This window comes from Klebsiella sp. OBRC7, from assembly GCF_000293135.1.
Classification (GTDB): Bacteria; Pseudomonadota; Gammaproteobacteria; order Enterobacterales; family Enterobacteriaceae; genus Klebsiella; species Klebsiella michiganensis.
Genome location: NZ_ALNJ01000023.1, coordinates 1 through 3,338, shown reverse-complemented (window position 1 = coordinate 3,338; position 3,338 = coordinate 1). Strand labels below are relative to the sequence as shown.

Annotated in this window: 3 protein-coding genes, 1 tRNA gene and 1 pseudogene; 2 read left to right on the top strand and 3 right to left on the bottom strand. The window is 57.8% G+C overall.

Translation table 11 applies throughout. The annotated features are described in order from the left end of the window. Position 1 precedes the first annotated feature (1 nt). The 3 genes from HMPREF1144_RS04605 to HMPREF1144_RS04595 all read right to left on the bottom strand — a co-directional run bounded on the left by HMPREF1144_RS04605 (position 2) and on the right by HMPREF1144_RS04595 (position 1,793). Positions 2–89, bottom strand: a tRNA-Ser gene (locus HMPREF1144_RS04605). Between the two features lie 145 nt (positions 90–234). After that, positions 235–912, bottom strand: a complete 678-nt coding sequence (locus HMPREF1144_RS04600; protein ID WP_009651965.1) for an isochorismatase family protein — start codon at positions 910–912, stop codon at positions 235–237. Positions 913–932: 20 nt separating this feature from the next. Further along, entirely contained in the window at positions 933–1,793 is an 861-nt protein-coding gene (locus tag HMPREF1144_RS04595) for a pirin family protein (RefSeq protein ID WP_009651964.1), read from the bottom strand. A 114-nt stretch (positions 1,794–1,907) separates the two neighbouring features. Between HMPREF1144_RS04595 and HMPREF1144_RS04590 the strand changes: the two genes are divergently transcribed. Further along, positions 1,908–2,813 carry a LysR family transcriptional regulator gene (locus HMPREF1144_RS04590; RefSeq protein WP_004131328.1) on the top strand — a complete coding sequence of 302 codons (906 nt, stop codon included), beginning with the start codon at positions 1,908–1,910 and terminating at the stop codon, positions 2,811–2,813. Positions 2,814–3,094: 281 nt separating this feature from the next. Then, positions 3,095–3,338: pseudogene (locus HMPREF1144_RS33465) on the top strand (hypothetical protein); the annotation flags it as partial.

Below are 3,338 nucleotides of genomic sequence, written 5' to 3'. Positions count from 1 at the left end.
ATGGCGGTGAGGGGGGGATTCGAACCCCCGATACGTTGCCGTATACACACTTTCCAGGCGTGCTCCTTCAGCCACTCGGACACCTCACCATATTGTTTTGCTGCTCACCTTGGGTGGGCAACGGGGCGCTACTATAGGGAGTTGCGCTAAAACGGTCAAGCAGTATTTATGCTTTCGCTATCGTTCGGTTAAGCAATGAACACTGCCCCGCCGTAGCACGGCGGGGCAGTCATTTTAACGCTGTGAATCAAGCTGTTCGTTATTCTTCACCACGTCCTGAGCTTTGGCGTAGCTCTCAATCAGCAACTGGTATGCCGGGAAGACTTTGGTATACACCTCGGCCCACTCCGCGGCGTCCGGTCGATTCCAGGTACGCTGCAGTTCGGAAGCGACCGCCGCGGTATCCATCGGCACGACGCCAGCCTGGACGACGCGGGCGAGGGTGATTTCCTGCGCCATCTTGCTATAGGTACCGGAAGCATCAATGACGGCAAAAACCTTATAGCCATCGGCGACGGCGGCGATGGACGGGAACGCCATGCAGACGCTGGTAATGGTACCGGCGATAATCAGCGTTTTACGCCCGGTCGCTTTTACCGCGGCAACAAATTCCGGGTTATCCCACGCGTTAATCTCTCCTTTACGCGCAATATATTGCGCATGGGGCGCATTTTCATGGATCTCAGGGATCAGCGGGCCGTTCGGGCCCTGCGGCACCGATGCCGTGGTGATCACCGGAATGCCGGCTAACGAGGCCATCTTCGCCAGCGCGGCGGCGCGCGCCCGTAGCTCCGGCATCGGCATATCGCCCACGGTCTGGAACAGACCGCTCTGGTGGTCGATCAGCAGCATGGCGGTATCATTGACATCAATAACCGGACGAGAACCATTAAAGTTAGCTGGGGTAGACATATTCTTCACCTCATTCAATATCAGATTTGGCCGAAGCGGCCGCTATTAAAATCACGAACCGCTTCCGCGATTTGCGCTTTGCTATTCATCACAAACGGGCCGTAGCCCACGATCGGCTCCTGCAGCGGCTCGCCGGCCATCAGCAGTACTTTTGCGTTGCTACTGGCCGCGAGGTGGAGCGTTTCTCCTTTCTGGCTGAGCACAACCAGTTGACCCTCGCGGGCGCTACCCTCACCGTTTACTACAATTTCACCTTCCAGAACGACCAGCGCCGTACTCCAGCCATCGGGCTGATGCAGGGTGATCTCCTGACTCTGGTTGAGCTGCAGGTCCCACACGTTCAGCGGAGAAAACGTATGCGCAGGGCCAACCGTATCCTCGTAGCGCCCGGCAATAACCCGCATATGGCCCGCATTATTCGGCAGCTCAACGTCAGGAATCACATCAGCAGTGATGCTCTGGTATCCCGGTTTCGTCATTTTGTCTTTCGCCGGAAGGTTGACCCAAAGCTGGATCATTTTCAGCTCGCCGCCGGTACGGGTGAACTCCGCCGAGTGGAACTCTTCGTGCAGGATCCCGGCGCCAGCGGTCATCCACTGCACATCACCCGGCCCAATAACGCCGCCTCTACCGGTAGAGTCACGATGTTCAACTTCACCGGAATAGACCACGGTGACGGTTTCAAATCCGCGATGCGGATGTTCGCCGACGCCGCGTTTCTCCGTTCCCGCCGGGAAGTGATGCGGTCCTGCATAGTCAAGCAGCAGGAAGGGGCTTAGCTGTTCGCCGTGCGTCTGATAAGAGAACATTGAGCGAACCGGGAAACCGTCGCCTACCCAGTGCTGTGAAGGCGCAGTGTAGATACCTGTAATTTGTTTCATGGCAGTCTCCTGAATGTCTGTTTCTGATGTGAATAAGCATATATTCGCCACTAATAGTCCGCCAGATAGCAAAAACGACCTATACTGTTCTAAAAATGGAACGATGGAGGAAGGATGCAGGATCTCAATGATTTAGCCTGGTTTGTGCAGGTGGTCGATCACGGTGGATTTGCTGCGGCGGGAAGGGCGATCGATCAACCCAAATCAAAATTGAGCCGTCGAATCGCCCAGTTAGAAGAACGCCTCGGCGTACGTTTGATTCAACGTACAACCCGCCAGTTTGCGGTAACGGAAGTTGGGCTTACTTTTTATCAACACTGCAAGGCGATGCTGATCGAGGCGGAAGCGGCAGAGCAGGCGGTGGAAACCCTGCGCTCCGAACCGCGCGGCAGCGTGAAGCTGACCTGTCCGGTAACGTTATTACATGCGCATATTGGGCCGATGCTGGCACGGTTTATGGTGCGCTACCCGGGCGTCAATCTTCAGCTGGAAGCCACCAATCGGCGAGTGGATGTCGTTGGCGAGGGCGTCGACGTGGCGATTCGCGTGCGTCCAAGACCGATAGAAGACAGCGACCTGGTGATGCGTGTCCTGGCCGATCGCGGGCACCGTCTGGTCGCCAGCCCCGGGTTGGTTGAGCGGCAAGGGCAGCCCCGTGTTCCATCAGAATTAAGCGATTGGCCGGGGTTGAGCCTGGGAGCAGGTAAACATCAGCATAAGTGGCAGTTGACCGGTCCCGAGGGCGCAAGAGCGGAGATCTACTTCACTCCCCGATTGGTGACTACGGATATGCTGGCGCTCCGTGAAGCGGCCATTGCCGGCGTTGGGGTGGTACAGCTTCCTTTATTAATGGTGCGCGATCAGTTGGCCGCCGGAGAGCTGGTGGTTGTCCTTGATGAGTGGCAACCGCGCAGGGAGGTGATCCATGCGGTGTTTGCCTCGCGCCGCGGGCTGCTGCCCTCGGTCAGGGCGCTGGTTGATTTCCTGAGTGAAGAGTATCAGCGGATGGAGGAGGATTAGCACTTGCCACAATCCCGGCGGCGGCGGGATGTACCTGTACGGGCTACGGATTACCGGCAATCTGCGACCCTGTAGCCCGGCTAAGCGCAGTGCAAGCCGGGAAGAAGCCACAGCAATACCACCTCACGGCATATTACCCGGGTTGCGGCGTAAATGCCTTACCCGGGTTAAGGGTGGTACTGTAGCCCGGGCACGCGCTGTGCGCCGCCCCCGGGAGAAGAGCATGGAGTAGCAGAATTCCCGGAGGCGATGCTGCGCATCTGTCCGGGATACCGGGTGGCATGCAACAGGCGAAAAAAAAGCCCGTACTTGCGTACGAGCTCTTCTTAAAATATGGCGGTGAGGGGGGGATTGACTCGCTGCGCTCGCCGTTACTCGGCCCGTCCCTGGGCCTCGCCCCTGCGGGGCCAGCGCAAGCGCTGTTCAAAATTGCTCCCGGCAATTTTGTCGGGGCAGATTCCTCGCAGGCTCGTCATCTGTCCAACTGGCTGTCGCCAGTTGTCGAACCCCGGTCGGGGCTTCTCA